Annotated in this window: 17 protein-coding genes; 11 read left to right on the top strand and 6 right to left on the bottom strand. The window is 62.2% G+C overall.

Annotated elements, in window-relative coordinates:
- Window positions 1-671 precede the first annotated feature (671 nt).
- The 3 genes from E0L37_RS15440 to E0L37_RS15430 all read left to right on the top strand — a co-directional run bounded on the left by E0L37_RS15440 (window position 672) and on the right by E0L37_RS15430 (window position 4,833).
- Complete coding sequence (locus tag E0L37_RS15440; protein ID WP_133492611.1) at window positions 672-1,811, top strand: TAXI family TRAP transporter solute-binding subunit; 1,140 nt, start codon at window positions 672-674, stop codon at window positions 1,809-1,811.
- An 88-nt stretch (window positions 1,812-1,899) separates the two neighbouring features.
- Complete coding sequence (locus E0L37_RS15435; protein WP_133492610.1) at window positions 1,900-3,849, top strand: TRAP transporter fused permease subunit; 1,950 nt, start codon at window positions 1,900-1,902, stop codon at window positions 3,847-3,849.
- Window positions 3,850-4,050: 201 nt separating this feature from the next.
- Complete coding sequence (locus tag E0L37_RS15430; protein WP_133492609.1) at window positions 4,051-4,833, top strand: citryl-CoA lyase; 783 nt, start codon at window positions 4,051-4,053, stop codon at window positions 4,831-4,833.
- Window positions 4,834-4,939: 106 nt separating this feature from the next.
- Here E0L37_RS15430 and E0L37_RS15425 read toward each other — a convergent pair whose 3' ends face one another.
- The 4 genes from E0L37_RS15425 to E0L37_RS15410 form a co-directional block, all read right to left on the bottom strand.
- Window positions 4,940-5,242 (bottom strand): DNA-binding transcriptional regulator, encoded by a 303-nt coding sequence (locus tag E0L37_RS15425; protein WP_133492608.1) that lies wholly within the window; start codon window positions 5,240-5,242, stop codon window positions 4,940-4,942.
- Window positions 5,229-5,549 (bottom strand): transcriptional regulator, encoded by a 321-nt coding sequence (locus tag E0L37_RS15420; RefSeq protein ID WP_133492607.1) that lies wholly within the window; start codon window positions 5,547-5,549, stop codon window positions 5,229-5,231. Before E0L37_RS15420 ends, E0L37_RS15425 begins: the two co-directional genes overlap by 14 nt.
- Before the next feature lie 69 nt (window positions 5,550-5,618).
- Window positions 5,619-7,034: a hypothetical protein gene (locus tag E0L37_RS15415; protein WP_240687483.1), complete on the bottom strand. Its 1,416-nt coding sequence runs from the start codon at window positions 7,032-7,034 to the stop codon at window positions 5,619-5,621.
- Between the two features lie 105 nt (window positions 7,035-7,139).
- Complete coding sequence (locus E0L37_RS15410; RefSeq protein WP_133492606.1) at window positions 7,140-8,291, bottom strand: acyl-CoA dehydrogenase family protein; 1,152 nt, start codon at window positions 8,289-8,291, stop codon at window positions 7,140-7,142.
- A gap of 260 nt (window positions 8,292-8,551) precedes the next feature.
- On the opposite strand from E0L37_RS15410, the gene E0L37_RS15405 reads away from it, so the two are divergent.
- From E0L37_RS15405 to E0L37_RS15390, 4 genes are all read left to right on the top strand, one after another.
- Window positions 8,552-9,760, top strand: coding sequence for a 3-oxoadipyl-CoA thiolase (locus E0L37_RS15405; RefSeq protein ID WP_133492605.1), 1,209 nt, complete (start codon window positions 8,552-8,554; stop codon window positions 9,758-9,760).
- 1,106 nt (window positions 9,761-10,866) lie between these two features.
- The gene (locus tag E0L37_RS15400; RefSeq protein WP_133492604.1) at window positions 10,867-11,313 is read left to right on the top strand and encodes a MarR family winged helix-turn-helix transcriptional regulator; all 447 of its coding nucleotides are present in this window, start codon (window positions 10,867-10,869) and stop codon (window positions 11,311-11,313) included.
- A gap of 212 nt (window positions 11,314-11,525) precedes the next feature.
- Complete coding sequence (locus E0L37_RS15395; protein WP_133492603.1) at window positions 11,526-11,954, top strand: organic hydroperoxide resistance protein; 429 nt, start codon at window positions 11,526-11,528, stop codon at window positions 11,952-11,954.
- A 179-nt stretch (window positions 11,955-12,133) separates the two neighbouring features.
- Window positions 12,134-12,979, top strand: a complete 846-nt coding sequence (locus E0L37_RS15390) for a YbaY family lipoprotein (RefSeq protein WP_133492602.1) — start codon at window positions 12,134-12,136, stop codon at window positions 12,977-12,979.
- Between the two features lie 1,009 nt (window positions 12,980-13,988).
- Here the strand turns inward: E0L37_RS15390 and E0L37_RS15385 are convergent.
- Both E0L37_RS15385 and E0L37_RS15380 read right to left on the bottom strand, forming a co-directional pair.
- On the bottom strand, window positions 13,989-14,384 hold the full coding sequence (locus tag E0L37_RS15385) for a GntR family transcriptional regulator (protein ID WP_236564212.1): 396 nt from the start codon (window positions 14,382-14,384) through the stop codon (window positions 13,989-13,991).
- Window positions 14,384-14,647: a hypothetical protein gene (locus E0L37_RS15380; protein WP_133492600.1), complete on the bottom strand. Its 264-nt coding sequence runs from the start codon at window positions 14,645-14,647 to the stop codon at window positions 14,384-14,386. The genes E0L37_RS15385 and E0L37_RS15380 overlap by 1 nt, the downstream gene beginning before the upstream one ends.
- Window positions 14,648-14,757: 110 nt before the next feature.
- Here E0L37_RS15380 and E0L37_RS15375 point away from each other — a divergent pair, with 110 nt between their 5' ends.
- The 4 genes from E0L37_RS15375 (at window position 14,758) to E0L37_RS15360 (ending at window position 18,828) form a co-directional block, all read left to right on the top strand.
- Complete coding sequence (locus tag E0L37_RS15375; RefSeq protein WP_133492599.1) at window positions 14,758-15,534, top strand: helix-turn-helix domain-containing protein; 777 nt, start codon at window positions 14,758-14,760, stop codon at window positions 15,532-15,534.
- A gap of 933 nt (window positions 15,535-16,467) precedes the next feature.
- Window positions 16,468-16,923 (top strand): transposase, encoded by a 456-nt coding sequence (locus E0L37_RS15370; protein ID WP_133492598.1) that lies wholly within the window; start codon window positions 16,468-16,470, stop codon window positions 16,921-16,923.
- A 117-nt stretch (window positions 16,924-17,040) separates the two neighbouring features.
- A complete protein-coding gene (locus E0L37_RS15365) occupies window positions 17,041-18,015 on the top strand; it encodes a quinone oxidoreductase (protein WP_133492597.1) in 975 nt (324 codons plus the stop codon).
- A gap of 201 nt (window positions 18,016-18,216) precedes the next feature.
- Window positions 18,217-18,828 carry a YigZ family protein gene (locus E0L37_RS15360; protein ID WP_133492596.1) on the top strand — a complete coding sequence of 204 codons (612 nt, stop codon included), beginning with the start codon at window positions 18,217-18,219 and terminating at the stop codon, window positions 18,826-18,828.
- Window positions 18,829-19,730 lie beyond the last annotated feature (902 nt).

Here is a 19,730-nt window from a genome sequence, read left to right as displayed (position 1 = left end):
TTTCTACAAGGCCGCTGTGGGAAGCTTGCTTGCAAGCGAATGCGCCAACGCCGGGGCGGGATTCGCCAGCAAGCTGGTCTCCCACGGCTTTTCTACAAAGCCGCTGTGGGAAGCTTGCTTGCAAGCGAATGTGCCAACGCCGAAGGGCGAGAATTCGCCAGCAAGCTGGTCTCCCACGGCTTTTCTACAAGGCCGCTGTGGGAAGCTTGCTTGCAAGCGAATGTGCCAACGCCGAAGGGCGAGAATTCGCCAGCAAGCTGGTCTCCCACGGCGTTTCTACAAGGCCGCTGTGGGAAGCTTGCTTGCAAGCGAATGCGCCAACGCCGGGGCGGGATTCGCCAGCAAGCTGGTCTCCCACGGCTTTTCTACAAAGCCGCTGTGGGAAGCTTGCTTGCAAGCGAATGTGCCAACGCCGAAGGGCGAGAATTCGCCAGCAAGCTGGTCTCCCACGGCTTTTCTACAAGGCCGCTGTGGGAAGCTTGCTTGCAAGCGAATGTGCCAACGCCGAAGGGCGAGAGTTCGCCAGCAAGCTGGTCTCCCACGGCTTTTCTACAAGGCCGCTGTGGGAAGCTTGCTTGCAAGCGAATGTGCCAACGCCGAAGGGCGAGAATTCGCCAGCAAGCTGGCCTCCCACGGATCACCATCAACACTCAACAATAAGGATAACCACTATGTTCAAGTCCCTCGCCAAATGGGCGGCGCTGGCCGCTCTGCCTCTGGTCACCGCGCACGGCGCGCTGGCCGACGACGTCAACCTGGAACGTTCCATGCTCTGGAGCGCCTACGATGTGGGCTCCTCCGGCTATACCGAAGCGTCGATGATCGCCGATGCCTTGATGAAAGAGTACGGCGTGCGTATTCGCATCATGCCCTCCGGTACCGCCATCGGCCGTCTCAAGCCGCTGGAAACCGGCCGGGTCAAATTTGCCTTCCTCGCCACCGAAACCTATTTCGCCGCGGAAGGCATCTACGATTTTGCCACGCCGGATTGGGGCCCCCAGGATTTGCGGGTGCTGCTGGGCCGTCCGGCCTCGGTGTCGCTGGCCACCGCCGCCGACGCCAACATCAAGACACTCGAGGATCTGCGCGGCAAGCGCGTGGCCTATGTGGAAGCCAACCCTTCCGTGAACATCAAAGCCGAAGCGCTGATGGCGTCCGCCGGTTTGACCTGGGATGACGTCCAGCAAGTGCGCCTGCCGTCCTATGGCGCTTCTCTGCGCGGCATGATCGAAGACACCGTGGATGCCGCCATCGTCTCTCCGGGAGCGCCGACGCTCTATGAGCTGGCTTCCAGCCCTCGCGGTCTGGCCTGGCCGCGCATCCCTCTGGATGACAAGGACGCCTGGGAACGCCTGAACAAGGTGGCGCCGATCTTCGAAGCCGCCATGGAAACCGTGGGCGCCGGTATGTCCGAGGACAAACCGGCGTCGATGGCGGCGTATCGCTATCCGATGATCGTCAGCTATGCGGCGCTCTCCGATGACGAGGCCTACAACATGACCAAGGCGGTGGCTTCCACCTACGACCTGTATAAGGACTCGAACCCGGTGATGCCCCGCTGGGACGTGAAACTGTCCGGCCGTCCGCCGGTGGATGCGCCTTTCCATCCTGGAGCGATTCGCTATCTGAAGGAAATCGGCGTATGGACCGCCGAGGATGACAAGTGGAACCAGAAACGTCTTGAGCATCTGCAAAAGGTGCAGGCCGCGTGGAAGGCCGCGCGTGACGAAGCCAAAACCAAGGGCGTCAGTGACGACGCCTGGCCGCAATTCTGGATGGATTACCGCAAAGAGGCCCTGAGCGCCGGCTGAACCGGCTCAGGCTTGTGAGCGAACCGGCCATGCGGCGATCCCGCGACGGCCGGTTCGTTGCCATCGATTGAATGACGGAGAAACGACCATGCAGGCCGAATCCAATCCCGGCGCCACCCCGGCCAAGAGCCCGGAAGGGGAAGGCAAGAGGGTTTCCGGCGCCGCCTATGTCGCTGTCTTGGTATTGTCCGCCCTGGGTTTGACTCTGGCGGTTAACCAGGTGTTCACGCTGAATCTGTTCGGTTTCCAGCCGCTCAGTACCGCCTTCTATTATCTGTTGATCGGCCTGTTCGTGGCGGTGGCTTTTCTGGTATTTCCCGCCACCAAGGGCAGTGGTGACCGGGTGCCGTGGTATGACTGGTTGCTGGCGTTGATAACACTGGCGGTGGGCATTTACTTTTCTTCCAACGCGGCCACCATTATCAACAGTGGTTGGGATATCGACGCCCCGATGTTGCCCACGGTGCTGTCCGGGGTGCTGGTGTTGATCGCGCTGGAAGGCGTGCGCCGTTGCGGCGGTACCGTTCTGTTGCTGGTGTGCCTGGTTTTCAGCATCTATCCGCTGTTCGCGGACAGCATGCCCGGCGTGTTGTGGGGCTCCCAATACACCCTGGAGGAAGCGGTTCGCGCCAACGCCATGGGTGTGGAAAGTATCATCGGTATTCCCATGCGGGTGGTGGCGGACTTGCTGATCGGCTTCATCGTCTTCGGCGTAGTGTTGACGGTGTCCGGTGGCGGTGACTTCTTCATGAAGCTGGCCTACGCACTGATGGGCTCCCGTCGTGGCGGGCCAGCCAAGGTATCGATTCTGTCCTCGGGCTTCTTTGGCAGCCTGTCTGGCAGCGCGGTGTCCAATGTACTGTCCACCGGTCCGATGACCATCCCCACCATGAAGCGCTACGGCTACCCCGGCACTTACGCGGCCGCGGTGGAAGCCTGTGCCTCCACCGGCGGCACCATCATGCCGCCGATCATGGGCGCGGTGGCGTTCATCATGGCTTCCTTTCTCAATGTGCCGTATCTGGAGGTGGCCTCCGCCGCTCTGGTACCGGCGCTGTTTTTCTATTTGATCCTGTTCCTGCAGGCGGACGCGCACGCCGCGCGCAAGGGGCTCAAAGGGCTGCCCAAGGAGGAACTGCCGTCGGTGGTGAAAACCCTGCTGGAAGGCTGGATCTATCTGTTCAGCCTGGCACTGCTGGTGTTCCTGCTGTTGGCCTGGCGGATTGAGTCCATGGCACCGTTTTATGCTTCCGTGGCGTTACTGGTGACCGCCCTGATTTTGCATCGCGGCGGTAACCGCAAACGGGTGATCCTGGACGTGATTGTCGAGTCCGGAAAAAACGTGGCCAATCTGGTGGCGATTCTGGCCGGTATCGGGCTGGTAGTGGGGGCGCTGTCATTGACCGGCGCCGGTACCGCCTTCTCCCGAGAACTGATCCAGTATGCTGGCGACAACGTGGCATTGTTGCTGGTGCTTGGGGCGCTCACCAGTTTCGTGCTGGGCATGGGCATGACCGCCAGCGCCTGCTACATCTTCCTGGCCATCGTGCTGGCCCCGGCGTTGGTGAAGATGGGGCTGGATCCGGTGGCCAGCCATATGTTCATTCTCTATTGGGGCATGCTGTCCTACATCACGCCGCCGGTGGCGCTGGCGTCGATTACCGCCGCCGGTGTGGCCGGCGAGCCGGCGATGAAGACCGCGTTCCAGTCCTTCAAATTGGGATCGGTGCTGTTCATTTTGCCGTTCCTGTTCGTGGTGGAGCCGGAACTGATTCTGCGCGGTGAACCGTTGCTCATCGTCCGCTATGTGATTACCGCCGCCATCGGTGTCTGGATGTTGTCCGCGGGGCTGGAGCGCTACGCCTATTTCCACGGTGCCTTGAGCCGCTTCAAAGCGCTGCTGTTCCTGGTCGGCGGCCTGCTGATGATGGTGCCGGGTTGGGAAACGGACGTGACCGGCGTGGCGCTGGTGGGGCTGGTTTATCTCAGCGGTCTGTTACTGCCAGGAACCCGGAAGGACGCGCGCACCGAGCTCTGAATCATCGCTCTCTCACGGACCGGTCTACGAAGCCGCTGTGGGAAACTGTCCGGGCGGCGCTCCGCTTGGCAGTGAATGGGGCCTGAAGATATGTCTCAGGCCAGTTCGCTGGCAAGCCAGCTTCCCACAGTACAGGAGTCACGAAGCTGCTGTAACGCGGTCCATTCTTTCATACCAACGAACCCAAACGAGGAAGTCATCATGGCTCGTCAAAACAAACCAATTCGCTCCGACATCGCCTGGAGCACCCGTGACCGCATCGAAGTGCGCGGCAAGGACCTGCCCAATGAAATTCTCGGTCACATGAACCTGGGTGATCTGGCCTACCTGCAACTGACCGGCCAAGCACCCACCGAGCAACAATCCAAGGTGTTCAACGCCATCGTCATCACCCTGGTGGAACATGGCATCACCCCGTCCGCCCTGGCCGCGCGCATCACCTATGCCGGCGCGCCGGAATCCCTGCAAGCGGCGGTGGCCGCCGGTTTGTGCGGTCTCGGCACGGTGTTCGTCGGCAGCATGGAAGGTGCCTCGAAAATGCTTTATGAAGCGCTGCCGGATCCGCAAGCCGATGTGGATCTGGATGCGCTGGCGGATCAAGTGGTCGCCGACTTCCGTGGCCGCAAGCAGATCATCCCCGGCCTTGGCCATCCGCTGCACAAGCCGGTGGACCCGCGCACCCCGCGTCTGTTCCAAATCGCCGAGGAGAACGGTTTGTCCGGCCGCTATGTGGACCTGATGCAGCGCATTGCCGCCAAGGCCGAGGCGGCCTCCGGCAAGCAACTGCCGATCAACGCCACCGGCGCCATCGGTGCGATCTGTTGTGAATTCGGTTTCCCCTGGAAAATCGTGCGCGGCTTCGGCGTCATGGCGCGCGCCATCGGTCTGGTGGGGCACATCCTGGAAGAATCGGAAAACCCCATGGGCGTGGAAATCTGGCAACGCGTGGAAGACGAAGCCACCGCCCATATTCGCCCGGAATAAGTCAAACCTTCCCTTGCAAGCAAGCTTCCCACAGCCATGCTACGAAGCCGCTGTGGGAAGCTGGCTTGCCAGCGAATAGGCTCTCGGTCGCGTAGCCACCTCTGAATCATCCCTCGTTGGCTAGCGTCTCCACGATCACCTCGGGGTGGCGAAAGGCAATCGCGATCAGTGTCCGGGCGGCGCCGGACGGCGCGCGCCGACCCTGTTCCCATTCCTGCAGAGTGCGATGGGAAATATTCAGAGCCCGGGCAAATTCAGACTGGGACAAACCGGTCCGGTGACGGGCCTGGGCCACTTCGTTGTCACTCACTTCGGTTCTGCGGGCAACGTAGCCGGCTTTCATCTCCCGAACCGATTGCAACAGCTTCTTACCCAGTTCCTCTCCGGTCAGAGCTTTATCCTTGGCCATTTTCCAACTCCTCGCGTATGGCTTTCAGCAAGTGCGCCGGGATAGTGCTGATGGTGTTTTTGGCGTACATCACCAGCAGCCAGATTTCTCCATTGGCCAGGCGGGTAAAGTAAAGAACGCGTACTCCGCCTCTTTTGCCCATGCCCGGCCGGGACCAGCGGACCTTGCGACAGCCGCCACTACCAGGGACGACATTACCGGCATACGGGTGCGCTGCGATCCAGGCGCAAAACTCGGCTCGTTCTTCTGTGCTCCACAATTTGTCCGCATCCGCTGCGAAAGTGGGCGTTTCAACTACCGTGTACATTTGGCCAGTATACGTCTCGGACGTATTGCGTCAAGAGGACGGAAAAAGGGGGGCGCTTACCCCAGCAGCTCACCCCAGAAAAGAATGCAGCACGAACACCCACACGCACAGGGTCGGCACGATGATCCAGAAGAACAGGCCGTCCCAACGCCAGGCGATCATGTAGGAGGAACGCTGCAACAGTTGTTCGAGCACCTGCATGGCGGCGGTGAAGGGCGAGGTGATCATCGCCAGGGACCAGGCGCTCATCAGCGCCACCGCCAGCACCACCGGTTCCAGCCCGATCTCATGGGTATCGGCGAAGATGCCGGCGATCAGGGTCACCGAGACGATCGGGTTGAGGCCGATCTGCGAGAGCAGGATCACCGCCAGCATCGCCGCCACCGCGAACCAGGGGCCGTACAGGCCGGTGTGCAGCAGCGCCTCGGCCAGCATGTCGCGATCAATCACCGGTACCAGCAGTGCCCCGAGAAAAGCGGAGCCGCCGAGAATCGCCACTTCGTTACGGTTGGCGCCGAAGATCAGACGGGAATGCCGGTACAGCAACATGGCCGCCCGCCGGGCACCGGTACCGCCGCCCAGCCGTCGCCGTTGCAATGACAGCCAGATGAAAGCGCTCAGCGGGCAGGCGATCAATACCGCCACCGGCAAGCGCACATCCAGTATCCAGCCAACCACGAACACCGCCGCGGTGATCACCGCCGCCAGGGCGCTGAACTGCCAGAGCGGTTTCGAAGAGCGCCGGTCCACCGGTGGCACTTTCAAATTACGCGGGCGCAGCACCCAATCCAGCAACCAGCCGACGGCGAACATCAGCACCGCGGTGGGCAGGGCCACCGGCGCGATCGTGCTCCAGCGCAGCGACGGCATGTTCGACAGCATCACCGCCATGGTCACGCCCAGTGGGGACAACAGCGGCACCAGGGCGAAGCCGCGCAGTATCGACAGCATCATGCGCCGCTCACGCACCGCCTGCACCCGCCGCTCGCCGCCGGCGGCACTGAGGCTGTTGCTGCGTTGCACCATGGCGCCGAACAGGCCGATAACGCCGATGTTGATGATCATGCCGAACACCGCGGTGCCGATGGATAGTGTCGGATAACGCCAGGCCGGACGCTGGCGGATCAGCACCTGACCAGCATGGCGCACCAGGCGCGAGCGCATGGCCGATACCCGCAACAAGCCGAGGGCGGAGACGAAAGTGGCGAAGAAACAGAAGCGATCCCAGGCCGCCAGAAACTGGGGCAGGGGATCATCACTCTGGGTCGATATCAGCAGCGAGAGAACGGCGATGAACAGCAGCAGGCCCTTGGCCAGTTTGCTCTTGCGGCGCCATTGGACCAGCAGATAAATCAGCAGAGTGGGGCGTGCGAGCCAGGGTGAGACCGGATTGGGAAACAACAAGGAAACCAGGGTAGCGGCCATGCACAGCGGCAAGGCGTAATCCAGCAGCCGGCGTAAACGCCGGGGCCATTCCCTGTTCAATTAATGTGTCCCCCGATTGCAAACATTCGCTTGCAAGCAGGCTTCCCACAGCCGTGCTGCGAAGCCGCTGTGGGAAGCTGCCTGGGCAGCGAATAGCCGCGGTATTTACCGCGCCTCGCGCACCATGTTGCGAGCGATCACGATCTGCTGGATCTGAGTAGTGCCTTCGTAGATCCGGAACAAACGCACATCACGATAGAAACGCTCCACCGCGTATTCTGACATGTAGCCGGAACCGCCGTGAATCTGTACCGCGCGATCCGCCACGCGGCCCACCATTTCCGCGCAGAACAGTTTACAGCAGGACGCGTCCAGGCTCACCGGTTGGCCGGCATCCTTGGTGCGGGCGGCTTCCAGAACCATGCAACGACCGGCGAACGCCTCGGCGCGGGAGTCGGCCAGCATCGCCTGGATCAGTTGGTGCTCGGCCAGCGGCTGGCCGAACTGCTTGCGCTCCATGGCGTAGCGCAGGGCATCCTCGATCAGGCGTTCGGCCACACCCACGCACACCGCCGAGATGTGCAGGCGGCCGCGGTCGAGCACCTTCATCGCGGTTTTGAAACCCTGGCCTTCCTTCAGGCCAATGATGTTTTCCGCCGGCACGCGGCAGTCTTCAAAGGTGATGTCGCAAGTATGGGCGCCTTTCTGGCCCATTTTCACGTCCGGTTTGCCACGGATCAGACCGGGAGTGTCACCTTCGACAACGAAGGCGGTGATGCCGCCGGCGCCCTTGTTGTCCGGGTCGGTACGGGCCATCACCGTATACAGATTGGCCTTCGGACCGTTGGTGATGAACCGTTTGGTACCGTTCAGAATGTAGTGATCGCCATCGCGCACGGCGCGGGTCTTCAGGCTGGCGGCGTCGGAGCCGGCGTCCGGCTCGGTCAGACAGAAGGAGCTGATCACTTCACCGGTGGCCAGCTTCGGCACGTACTTGCGCTTTTGCTCTTCGGTGCCGTCGATGAGAATGCCCTGAGCGCCGATGCCGTTGTTGGTGCCGAACAAGGAGCGGAAAGCGGGGGAAGTTCGCCCGATTTCAAATGCCACCATGGCCTCTTCTTCCATTGTCAGGCCGAGACCACCATACTCTTCCGGGATGGAGAGGCCGAACAGGCCCATCTCTTTCATTTCCTGGACGATGTCATCGGGAATGGCGTCGTTTTCGGCCACGGATTGCTCCGCGGGCACAAGACGGTCACGGACAAAACGTCGAATGGTATCGACGAGCTGATTAAGCACTTCAGGGTCGCGAATCATGATTCTGTCGTTTCGATCGGCAAGAGGGCTTTGCGGAGGATGAGCCTGGCGCGCGATCTCAATCGCGGCATGGACGCCTCCCTGGAAAGGGCGGACCGGACGGTCACCCGACTTGCAACGCACTCTGTCACGGCCTATCCTTTCCGTCAAGTTTCAAAACAACATTCCGCACAGCGGACACGCCCTCGGGCGCGCCCGGCACTGGCGTTCGGCCGGTGTTCCGGAGTCGTTCGCCCCCGGCTCACAGAGGACCTCACAGCATGCTTGACGCCTATATCTACGACGGTTTGCGCACTCCCTTTGGCCGCCACGCCGGCGCCCTGGCTCCGGTTCGCCCGGACGACCTGTTGGCTTCCGTCATCAGTACCCTGGTTAACCGCAACGACTTCCCGCTGGAGAAGTTCGAGGATGTGGTTGCCGGCAACACCAACCAGGCCGGTGAAGACGCCCGTAACGTGGCGCGTCACGCGGGTCTGCTGGCCGGTCTGCCGGACTCGGTGGCCGGTGTCACCGTGAACCGCCTGTGCGGTTCCGGGCTGGCCGCCACTCTGGATGCCGCGCGCATGGTCACCGTCAATGAAGGTGATCTGGTGATTGCCGCCGGCGTGGAATCCATGAGCCGTGCCCCGTTCGTCATGGCCAAAGCGGAAAGCCCCTACAGCCGTAATATGAAGGTGTTCGACAGCACCATCGGCGCGCGCTTTCCCAACCCGCGCATCCTTAAGGAATTCGGTGCCGACACCATGCCGGAAACCGCTCATAACGTGGCCGCCGAACTGGGCATCAGCCGCGAGGAAGCGGACGCCTACGCGGCCCAATCCCAGGCTCGCTATGAAGCCGCCCGCGCCGCCGGTTTCTTCAAGGAAGAAATCATGCCAGTGGAAGTGCCCCAGGGGCGCAAGAAGCCGCCGCTGGTGGTGGACGCCGACGAGCACCCGCGTCCGGGCACCGGCGCCGAGCAACTGGCCAAGCTGCCGGCCATCGTTGAGGGCGGCATCATCACCGCCGGCAACGCCTCCGGGGTCAACGACGGCGCCGCCGCGCTGATCATCGGCTCCCGCGCCGCCGGCGAAGCCGCCGGTATCGCGCCGCGCGCCCGCATCATCGCTGGCGGCGTGGCCGGGGTGGCACCGCGAGTCATGGGCCTGGGTCCGGTGGACGCCTGCAAGAAGGTGCTGGATCGCGCCGGTCTGACCCTCAAGGACATGGACGTGATCGAAATCAACGAAGCCTTCGCCGCTCAAGTACTGGGTTGCTGCAAGCAACTGGGCCTGAAAGGCGATGACGAGCGCCTCAACCCGAACGGTGGCGCCATCGCCGTCGGTCACCCGCTGGGCGCGTCCGGCTCCCGTCTGGCGCTGACCGCGCTGCGCCAGCTGGAACGTACCGGTGGACGCTATGCTCTGGTGAGCCTGTGTATCGGTATCGGCCAGGGCGTGGCCATGCTGATCGAGCGCCTGCCGCGCTAACGTCCTTATCGCGAGCAATCCTGCTTCCCACGGCACTGCTACGAAGCCGCTGTGGGAAGCTGGCTTGCCAGCGAATCCAGTGTGAATTCATATCTCCGGCCCCATTCGCGGCCAAGGCCGCTTCCCACAGCGGTTCCATGGCCCCCTTCCGTGGGAAGCTGGCTTGCCAGCGAATCCAGCGTGAATTCATATCTCCAGTCCCATTCGCGGCCAAGGCCGCTTCCCACAGCGGTTCCATAGTCCCCTTCCGTGGGAAGCTGGCTTGCCAACGAATCCAGCGTGAATCCATATCTCCGGCCCCATTCGCGGCCAAGGCCGCTTCCCACAGCGGTTCCATGGCCCCCTTCCGTGGGAAGCTGGCTTGCCAGCGAATCCAGCGTGAATTCATATCTCCGGCCCCATTCGCGGCCAAGGCCGCTTCCCACAGCGGTTCCATGGCCCCTTCCGTGGGAAGCTGGCTTGCCAGCGAATCCAGCGTGAATTCATATCTCCAGTCCCATTCGCGGCCAAGGCCGCTTCCCACAGCGGTTCCATAGTCCCCTTCCGTGGGAAGCTGGCTTGCCAGCGAATCCAGTGTGAATTCATATCTCCGGCCCCATTCGCGGCCAAGGCCGATTCCCACAGCGGTTCCATGGCCCCCTTCCGTGGGAAGCTGGCTTGCCAGCGAATCCAGCGTGAATTCATATCTCCGGCCCCATTCGCGGCCAAGGCCGCTTCCCACAGCGGTTCCATAGTCCCCTTCCGTGGGAAGCTGGCTTGCCAGCGAATCCAGCGTGAATCCAGATCTCCGGCCCCATTCGCGGCCAAGGCCGCTTCCCACAGCGGTTCCATGGCCCCTTCCGTGGGAAGCTGGCTTGCCAACGAATCCAGCGTGAATCCATATCTCCAGTCCCATTCGCGGCCAAGGCCGCTTCCCACAGCGGTTCCATGGCCCCTTCCGTGGGAAGCTGGCTTGCCAGCGAATCCAGCGTGAATTCATATCTCCGGTCCCATGCGCGGCCAGGGCCGCTTCCCACAGCGGCTTGGTAGCTCTCTTCCGTGGGAAGCGGGCTGTCAGGCCATGTTTTTTCTTGCCAATGAATAGTGCGCGATTTAATATCGCCCTTATGAATGATCATGACACCCCCGACAGCCTGCTGAAGCTCGACCTTCAGGTCTGCTTCGCCCTGTATTCCACCAATCTGGCCATGACCAAGGTCTACCGCCGGTTGCTGCGTGAATTGGGGCTCACCTACCCGCAATACCTGGTGATGATGGTGCTGTGGGAGGAGGATGGGCAGAGCGTGTCGGAAATCGGCGAACGGCTGTTTCTCGACTCCGCCACCTTGACGCCGTTACTCAAGAGATTGGAAGGCATGGGGCTGCTGTCCCGCCGCCGGGCGATCGAGGATGAGCGCCGAGTAAAGGTGCGGCTCACCGATCAGGGCCGTGATCTGCGTATCCGGGCGGAGGCGATTCCCGAAGCGGTGGCCTGCGCCAGCCAGTGCCAGCCGGAGGAACTGGCGGCGCTGAAAGATCAGCTTCATGGCTTGCGCCGTAAACTGAACGGGTAGGGCGCCACTTTGGGAGCCTCTGAAAAACGTCAGCCGGACTTGATCCGGCATCTCCTTCCACGAAGTCATGCACTCTGTAGAGGGAGATTCCGGGTCGAGCCCGGCATGACGGGGTGTTTTTCAGGGGGAGCTTCGCATATTGGCGTCCTGTCCTTGGATTGTTAAAATAGCGCACTATTTAATAGTGCAAAATGTCCGTAAAGGAGAGCACCATGAGCATCGAAAAAGTACTGTACCGCGCCGAAGCCAAAGCCACCGGTGGCCGTGACGGCCGCGCCGTGAGCAGCGACAACGCCCTGGATGTGAAATTGACCACGCCGCAAGCTCTGGGTGGTCCGGGTGGTGAGGGTACCAACCCGGAGCAGTTGTTCGCCGCCGGCTACAGCGCCTGTTTTCTCAGCGCCCTGAAACTGGTCGCTGGCAAGGCCAAGGTGGCGTTGCCGTCCGAAAGCAGTGTTCAGGGGCAGGTGGGCATCGGTCCGGTGGGCGCTGGCTTCGGCCTGGAAGTGGCGCTGACCGTGAGTCTGCCGGGTCTGGATCAGACCCAGGCGGAACAACTGGTCAACAAGGCCCACGAAGTGTGCCCATACTCCAACGCCACCCGGGGCAACATTGACGTGACTTTGAGCGTGGCGGTCTGACGGCTGTTCCCGTTGCAACTGTTCCCATTGCAAAAAAGGCTCAAGGGCCCCTTGCCAGCCCCGGCGAGGGGCTTTGTTTATTTTCATTAAACCTTCATCGGTGACCGTCTCTTTTGCCCTGGCGCCTGCTAGAGTTTGCAGGTGAATTCCCATCATTGCGCCATGTTCAAGGAGCGATCATGAAAACCACGCTTTCTCTCGCCGCCCTGACGGTGGCCGCTTTGCTGACCGCCTGTGATCAGGGGCCGGCCAACGATTCCCGATCCGCTGAACAAGGAGGGGGCGCCATGGAACAGGAAGAACAGCAGGTGACCCTTAAAGGCGAAGTGCTCTATCGGGAGCGCATCGCCTTGCCGCCGGATGTCACCGTACGGGTGGTGCTGGAAGATGTGTCCCTGGCGGACGCCGCGGCCCGGGTGATCGCCGAGCAGACCCTCGAACCGGAAACCCAGGTGCCGATTCCGTTTGAGCTGACCTACATGCGCGGCGACGTCAATCCGGACATGGGCATGGGGTACGCGGTGCGCGCGGAAATCCGGGATCAGCAGGGCAACCTGCTGTGGACCACCACCGAGCGGCACACGGTGGAAGTGGGCGAGAGCAATGATCAACCGGTGACCGTCATCGTCCACCGGGTGCCCGGTGACGAAGCACCTCGGGAGAATCCAGAGAACATGGAAGGTGTTGAGGGCGCGGGGCTGTCCCCGGCGGCACAGAAAGTTCGCGAGCAGGGCGCCCAGTTCTGGGCGGCGGGCAATGAGCCCGGCTGGAGCCTGGCCATCTTTCCGCAGGTGAAACTGGAACTGGTCACCGACTACGGAGAAACCACCGTCGCCGCGCCGGATCCTGGTCCCAGGGAAGAGGGCGGTAAAACTCTCTATCAGACCAGTAACGAAGACACCGACCTGACCGTGGAAATCGAACAGAGCCTCTGTCAGGACGACATGAGCGGCAAAGAGTATCCGTACACCGTGGTAGTCCGCTACGGCGATACCACATTGAACGGGTGTGGGCAGGAGCTGTAAAAGTATTGGAACTCGCCAGCGGGTTGGCTCCCGCAGCGTTTCTACAGAGCCGCTGTGGGAAGCTTACTTGCAAGCGAATGGGCCAACGCCGGGGCGGGATTCGCCAGCGGGTTGGCTCCCGCAGCGTTTCTACAGAGCCGCTGTGGGAAGCTTGCTTGCAAGCGAATGGGCCAACGCCGGGGCGGGATTCGCCAGCAAGCGGGTCTCCCACAGCGTTTCTACGGAGCCGCTGTGGGAAGCTTACTTGCAAGCGAATGGGCCAACGCCGGGGCGGCATTCGCCAGCAAGCGGGTCTCCCACAGCGTTTCTACGGAGCCGCTGTGGGAAGCTTGCTTGCAAGCGAATGGGCCAACGCCGGGGCGGGATTCGCCAGCAAGCTGGTCTCCCACAGCGTTTCTACAGAGTCTCTGTGGGAAGCTTGCTTGCAAGCGAACGTTCCAGCGCGGCAGGGGGGCGGGATTCGCCAGCAAGCGGGTCTCCCGCAGCGTTTCTACAGAGCCGCTGTGGGAGGCTTGCTTACAAGCGAACGTGCCAACGCCGGGGCGGGATTCGCCAGCAAGCTGGTCTCCCACAGCGTTTCTACAGAGCCGCTGTGGGAAGCTTGCTTGCAAGCGAACGTGCCAACGCCGGGGCGGTTCGCCAGCAAGCTGGTCTCCCACAGCGTTTCTACGGAGCCGCTGTGGGAAGCTTGCTTGCAAGCGAACGCGCCAACGCCGGGGGGCATTCGCCAGCAAGCGGGTCTCCCACAGCGTTTCTACGGAGCCGCTGTGGGAGGCTTGCTTGCAAGCGAATGGGCCAACGCCGGGGCGGCATTCGCCAGCAAGCGGGTCTCCCACAGCGTTTCTACGGAGCCGCTGTGGGAGGCTTGCTTGCAAGCGAATGGGACAACGCCGGAGTGCGAGAATTCGCCAGCAAGCTGGTCTCCCACAGCGTTTCTACAGAGCCGCTGTGGGAAGCTTGCTTGCAAGCGAACGTGCCAACGCCGAAGGGGCGATTCGAGCAGCGCCCCTCACTCCGACAAAAACACCCGCCCCAACCGTTCCGCTTCTTCCTCGCTGGCGACTACCCGTAGTGGCACATTGAACAGTCCGGCCAGGGCCGCGCTCTGGGTTTGCATCACCAGCCTCTTGGCCGCGTTGGGCTGCACGCCGACCATGCCCTTGCAGGCCCGTGCCAGAGCATCCCGATTGCGCTTGAGCCACAGGGTGCGGCGCTTACGATCCTGGTGAGCTTCCTGTGCCGCCTCGGCGTTGCCCAGCAGCACCACGAAAGGTTCCGGCTGGGTAATCAGAGCATCCATCTCCTCCTCCCAGCGCAGGGCATAGCCCTCAGGCAGTGATTCGGGGAAGAAACGCACGATGGGAAAAGTGCTGATATCATGAATCTCGAAGTCGTCCAACGTCATTATCTCCCCTCCCTCAGGTCATCCAGCCACTGGCGCAGGCTGGGTTGGCGCACCTGCAGAATGTCGAACAGACCCAACGCGTCCAGCGCCGGCAGTAACTCGGCCAGATCACGCTCCGCTTCCCGGCGCGCTGGCTCCGGCGTGTCCGGGTCCAGCCATTGGCGGGCGTTGGCGAGAAACGCCCCCACCGATCCCTTGCGGATGGTGACACCGTCGAGATTCAGGGTGCTTTGCTCGTCGGGCAAGATGTCATTGGCTCGCATGGTTAAATCCTTCCAGTAAAAGGGCGGGAACAGGGGGTAGAAACAGACTAGCGCCATGCGCCTGTCTGAAATACGGTATGAAGGTCATTCAATAACGGAAACTCGCCATCATGGCTTTAACCTCTGGCAGCGGCTCTTTCCCCGCCTTTCCCGGGCCACTGGTGGTCCGTGTCTGGAGCAAGCGGGACGCCGAACGCGAGGCTCGGGTAGCCGGCGTGCACAGCCATGACGAAGGGCAGCTCTGCGGCGCCATCGACGGTCTGCTGACGGTACGGACCGGTGCCACCCTGTGGGTGGTGCCGGCGGTTCACGCGATCTGGATTCCTCCGCGCTGCGAGCATGGTATCGATCCCCATGGCCGGTTCGATGGCTGGGCGCTACTGATGCGTGAGGATCTGTGCGCGGGACTGCCGGAGAAGCCCTGTACAGTGCGGGTATCCGGGCTGTTGATGGAGGCGGTGAAACGCGCTGCCAGTTGGAGCCTTCAGAGCTGGGACCGGCGGCAGGATCCGCTGGCGGCGGTCATCGCCGCCGAGATTCGTGCGTTGCCGGAAGCGCCGTTGGGGCTGCCCATGCCCACGGATCCACGCTTACTGAAAATCGCCCGTGCCCTGCTGGACGATCCGGCGGACCGGCGCGACCAAAGCGAATGGGCACATTGGGCCGGGCTTTCGGCACGCACGCTGTCACGACGCTTCCCCCAGGAGACCGGTCTCAGCTTTCAGCGATGGCGGCAACGGGCCCGGCTCTTGCGCGCCTTGGAGCGGCTGGCCGGCGATGCCCCGGTGACCACCGTCGCCCTGGAACTCGGCTACGACAACGTCAGCGCCTTCATCGCCGCCTTCCGCGACACCTTCGGCGTAACGCCGGGGAAATGGAGGCGGTAGGCGCGATACCATTCGCCAGCAAGCTGGTCTCCCACAGCGTTTCTACAGAGTCTCTGTGGGAAGCTTGCTTGCAAGCGAACGTCCCAGCGCGGCAGGGGACGGGATTCGCCAGCAAGCTGGTCTCCCACAGCGTTTCTACAGAGTCTCTGTGGGAAGCTTGCTTGCAAGCGAACGTTCCAGCGCGGCAGGGGGGCGGGATTCGCCAGCAAGCTGATCTCCCACAGCGTTTCTAGGGAGTCTCTGTGGGAAGCTTGCTTGCAAGCGAACGTCCCAGCGCGGCAGGGGACGGGATTCGCCAGCAAGCTGATCTCCCACAGCGTTTCTACGGAGCCGCTGTGGGAAGCTTGCTTGCAAGCGAACGTCCCAGCGCGGCAGGGGGGCGGGATTCGCCAGCAAGCTGGTCTCCCACAGCGTTTCTACGGAGCCGCTGTGGGAAGCTTGCTTGCAAGCGAACGTCCCAGCGCGGCAGGGGACGGGATTCGCCAGCAAGCTGGTCTCCCACAGCGTTTCTACGGAGCCGCTGTGGGAAGCTTGCTTGCAAGCGAACGTCCCAGCGCGGCAGGGGACGGGATTCGCCAGCAAGCTGGTCTCCCACAGCTTTTTTACAGAGCCTCTGTGGGAAGCTTGCTTGCAAGCGAACGTTCCAGCGCGGCAGGGGGGCGGGATTCGCCAGCAAGCTGGTCTCCCACAGCGTTTCTACGGAGTCTCTGTGGGAAGCTTGCTTGCAAGCGAACGTCCCAGCGCGGCAGGGGGGCGGGATTCGCCAGCAAGCGGGTCTCCCACAGCGTTTCTACAGAGCCTCTGTGGGAAGCTTGCTTGCAAGCGAACGGGGTTGCTGTCGGTCCAATGGCGTTTTTTCCACGACGACCGGTATCCATGTCCCGGCTCTCTCTTTGCTAAGTTCAAAGCCCCATCAAGAACCGGAGCATCGACATGCCAGGGAAGGCACGGTCACATCGTCTGAGGGCGGGCCGTCATAGCGAAGCCGGGCGGATCTACCACATCAGGATGACATGTCATGACAGACATCCGCATTTTAATACGCTATGGAAAGGTCGCTGTGTCGTGAGGGCTTTTCAGGCCAGCACTGATCTCGCGGAAACCTTATGCTACACGGTGATGCCGGACCATGTGCATTGGGTGTTACGGCTTAAAAATGACGTCACTTTATCCGCCACCGTACGCAAGGCCAAAGGAATAACGACCCGGAATTGGCGTGCTCTTACCGCCTGCGATGAGATGCTCTGGCAATCGGGCTTTTACGATCGGGCGCTAAGAAATGACGATGATCTCGTCACGTTGTGTCGTTACGTCGTGGCAAATCCTCTACGAGCAGGTCTGGTCCGCTCCGTGCGCGATTATTCGCTCTGGGATGCGGTTTGGCTATAAAGACTTCGCTTGCAAGCAAGCTTCCCACAGCAGCGTTGTAGTAAGGCCGTGGGGAGCTTGCTTGCAAGCGAATGGCCCGGGTACCGTTAACCTCTTTTCGAACTCGGGAGAACAACAATGGCCAAGGCCTTGGTAATGCACGAAACGGGTGGCCCGGAAGTGTTGCGGGTGGAAGACGTGGACGTGGGCGACCCTGGCCCCGGGGAAGTGCGGATCAAGCAGACCGCCATCGGTGTCAATTTTCATGACATTTATGTGCGTTCCGGTCTGTATCAAACCTTGCCGCTGCCCGGCGTCCCCGGCCTGGAAGCCGCCGGCGAAATCACCGCGGTGGGTGAGGGCGTGGAAGGCTTCGCGGTAGGGGAGCGGGTGGTGTACGTGTCCGGTAACTACGGCGCTTACACGGACGAACGGCGAATCAGCGCCGATACCTTGGTGAAGATCCCTGATGGCGTGGACGAGATCAGTGCCGCCTCGATGATGGTGCGTGGCTCCACCGCCCACGTCCTGCTGAACCAGGTGTTCCCGCTACAGGCTGGCCAGACCATCCTGGTGCAGTCCGCCGCCGGCGGTGTCGGGCAATTGCTGGTGCAGTGGGCACAGCACATGGGTGCCAGGGTGATCGGCACTGTCGGCAGTGAGGAAAAAGCGGAACTGGTACGCGCCCGGGGTTGCGACCATGTGATCCTCTACCGCGACGAGGACATCGTCGCAAGAGTCAACGCCATTACCAACGGAGAGGGCGTGGCGGTGGCCTACGATTCCGTCGGCAAGGATACCTTTTACAAATCCTTGGACTGCCTGGCGCCGCTGGGCCATCTGGTGAACTTCGGCCAGTCCTCCGGCCCGGTGGACCCGATGCCGGTGTCGCTGCTGGCGCGCGGCTCCAACACCGTGGTGCGCCCCATGCGCGGCCATTACACCCGCGACCCGAAAGTGCGGGACGCCACCGCCGCCGCCTTCTTCGAGGCCCTGAAAAACGGCGTGCTGACACCGGAGCCGCCGCGCGTGTACCCGTTCGAGCAGATCGGCCAGGCACACCAGGACATGGAGGATCGCCTCACCAGTGGCGCGGTGGCGTTGAAGGTGTAGTCTCAGGGCCACTGCATCCATCAATCGTATAGTGAGATGTCTTCGCGTCTGTTCGCTGCCAAGGCAGCTTCCCACAGCGGCTTCGTAGCCCCTGTTGTGGGAAGCTGCCTCGGCAGTGAACAGGCGAAGCAGGCTGTTCACAACCGTGGGGTAACAGGGAAGAGGCCGGACACAAAGACCGGGACCCCGTACAATGCCGCCATGACGGAACCCGCCCCCACCCCTTATCCGGTCCCCGCCGCGGCAGTGGATCGGGAGATCGAAATCAACAAAAGCCGCTTCATCGCCTGGCTCCGGCCGGTCAACAACCGGGCGGCGGCGCAGGCGGTGCTGGCGGAAGCCCGTGAACGCTACCCGGACGCCACCCATCACTGTTACGCCTGGCTGATTGGGCCGCCTTCCTCCGCCCAAGGCGCCGCCAACGACGACGGCGAGCCCTCCGGCACCGCCGGGCGGCCAATTCTCAACGTGCTGCGGCACAAAGGTGTGGGCGATGCCATGGTGGTGGTGATCCGCTACTTCGGTGGCGTCAAGCTGGGCGCCGGCGGTCTGGTGCGGGCCTATTCCGCCGCGGCGGAAGCGGTGCTGGCGGCCATGGAGGTGATCGAGCAGGCGCCCACCAGCGAGGTCACCGTGAGTCTGGATTTCTCCGGCGAGCAGCCCCTGCGCCACTGGTGCGGTCAGCATGAGGCCGAACTGGTGGATATTCAGTACGGTGAAAGAGTGATCGCCCACATTTGTCTGCCGGATCGGGCGATGGCGGATCTGCGGGCATTCTGCGCCGCGCATGGATTTGCCATCGGGAAGTTGTAGGGAGATGGAATCATCGCCAGCAAGCTGGCCTCCCACGGAGTGTGTTACGAAGCCGCTGTGGGAAGCTTGCTTGCAAGCGAATGGGCCAACGCCGGAGGCCGTATTCGCCAGCAAGCTGGTCTCCCACGGAGTGTGCTCCGAAGCCGCCGTGGGAAGCTTGCTTGCAAGCGAATGGGTCAACGCCGGAGGCCGTATTCGCCAGCAAGCTGGTCTCCCACGGAGTGTGCCACGAAGCCGCTGTGGGAAGCTTGCTTGCAAGCGAATGGGTCAACGCCGGAGGCCGTATTCGCCAGCAAGCTGGTCTCCCACGGAGTGTGTCACGAAGCCGCTGTGGGAAGCTTGCTTGCAAGCGAATGGGTCAACGCCGGAGGCCGTATTCGCCAGCAAGCTGGTCTCGCACGGAGTGTGCTCCGAAGCCGCCGTGGGAAGCTTGCTTGCAAGCGAATGGGCCAACGCCGGAGGCCGTATTCGCCAGCAAGCTGGTCTCCCACGGAGTGTGTCACGAAGCCGCCGTGGGAAGCTTGCTTGCAAGCGAATGGGCCAACGCCGGAGGCCGTATTCGCCAGCAAGCTGGTCTCCCACGGAGTGTGCTCCGAAGCCGCTGTGGGAAGCTTGCTTGCAAGCGAATGGGCCAACGCCGGAGGCCGTATTCGCCAGCAAGCTGGCCTCCCACGGAGTGTGTTACGAAGCCGCTGTGGGAAGCTTGCTTGCAAGCGAATGGACCAACGCCGGAGGCCAAATTCGCCAGCAAGCTGGTCTCCCACGGAGTGTGCTCCGAAGCCGCTGTGGGAAGCTTGCTTGCAAGCGAATGGGTCAACGCCGGAGGCCGTATTCGCCAGCAAGCTGGTCTCGCACGGAGTGTGCTCCGAAGCCGCCGTGGGAAGCTTGCTTGCAAGCGAATG

It is taken from the genome of Alcanivorax sp. 24, from assembly GCF_004360225.1.
Classification (GTDB): Bacteria; Pseudomonadota; Gammaproteobacteria; order Pseudomonadales; family Alcanivoracaceae; genus Alloalcanivorax; species Alloalcanivorax xiamenensis.
The sequence above is the reverse complement of the archived record's forward strand: the minus strand, read 5'-3'. Positions and strand labels throughout refer to the sequence as shown.